Raw genomic sequence first — 1,430 nt, 5'->3', positions numbered from 1 at the left:
TCCCTAAGAATGTTGGCGGTCCGGGAGGACCGGGTGTGGCTGATGCGGAGTTGCCGTTGATGGCTCAAGGAGAATGGCCGCCCGGTCCTCCGGGACACTCCGACCACTGATTGAGAACTGCGGTCATCGCTGGTTAGGGACCTGTCGGCGGGGTGTTCTTCGGACCATGAAGTGCTGGTCACGAGAGACACGGAGCGACAGGCTTGAGCACGGCTCACGAGCGGATATGGGTCGGCATCGACGCCGGCAAAGGGCATCACTGGGCGGTCGCGGTCGACAGGGACGGCGAGAGGCTGTTCTCGACGAAGGTGATCAACGACGAGGCCCAGATCCTCACCCTCATCGACACGGCGCGGGACCGAGCCGACGAGGTGCGATGGGCCGTGGACATCTCCGGTCGCGCGTCCACGCTGCTGCTGGCGTTGCTGATCGCCCGCGGCCAGCAGGTCGTCTACGTGCCCGGCCGAACGGTCAACCGCATGTCCGGCGCATACCAGGGTGAGGGTAAAACCGACGCCCGCGACGCCCGCGTCATTGCCGACCAGGCCCGCATGCGTCCCCGGGACTTCCAGCATCTGGACACGCCCCCAGAGCTGGTCACCACACTCCAGATACTCACCAACTACCGGGCCGACCTGATCGCCGACCGCGTTCGCCTGATCAACCGGCTCCGCGATCTGCTGGTCGGCATCTGCCCAGCGCTGGAGCGGGCCTTCGACTACTCCGCGGCCAAAGGCCCGGTCGTCATGCTGACCGAGTACCAGACCCCAGCTGCCCTGCGCCGCATTGGCGCCAAGCGGCTTACGGCCTGGCTGGAACGCCGGAAAGTCCGCGGCGCCGCCGCCGTTGCCGCCAAGGCGGTGGAAGCGGCTCAGTCCCAGATGACCGCCCTGCCGGGCGAGAAGCGGGCCGCCAAGCTGGTCTGCGACCTCGCCCACCAGCTCCTGGCCCTGGACGAGCGGATCAAGGACAACGACCGGGAGATCCGCGAGGCCTTCCGCACCGACGACCGCGCCGAGATCATCGAGTCCATGCCCGGCTGGGGGCCGATCCTGGGAGCCGAGTTCGTCGCCATCGTCGGCGACCTGGGCGGCTACAAGGACGCCGGCCGCCTCGCCTCCCACGCGGGCCTGGCACCGGTCGCCCGGGACTCCGGCCGCCGCACCGGCAACTACCACCGGCCCAAGCGCTACAACCGACGTCTGCGACACATCTTCTACATGTCGGCACAGACCGCGATGATGCGGCCCGGTCCGTCGCGGGACTACTACCTCAAGAAACGATCCGAGGGTCTGATGCACACTCAGGCTCTGCTTTCGCTTGCCCGCCGCCGGGTCGACGTCCTGTGGGCGATGCTGCGTGACGAGAGGCTGTTCACCCCCGCCCCGCCGGTCACGCAGGCGGCTTGACACGATCATTGAGATTCTCCT

At 67.6% G+C, this 1,430-nt stretch carries 1 protein-coding gene; it reads left to right on the top strand.

The window, feature by feature from the left end; genetic code table 11:
* The first annotated feature begins 203 nt into the window (after positions 1–203).
* The gene (locus ABZT06_RS50550; protein ID WP_355756708.1) at positions 204–1,409 is read left to right on the top strand and encodes an IS110 family transposase; all 1,206 of its coding nucleotides are present in this window, start codon (positions 204–206) and stop codon (positions 1,407–1,409) included.
* Positions 1,410–1,430 lie beyond the last annotated feature (21 nt).

The sequence above is a fragment of the Streptomyces sp. NPDC005483 genome, assembly GCF_040606035.1.
In the GTDB taxonomy this organism is placed as follows: Bacteria; Actinomycetota; Actinomycetes; order Streptomycetales; family Streptomycetaceae; genus Streptomyces.
Note: the sequence above shows the minus strand (reverse complement) of the source record. Positions and strands in the feature narration are given on the sequence as shown.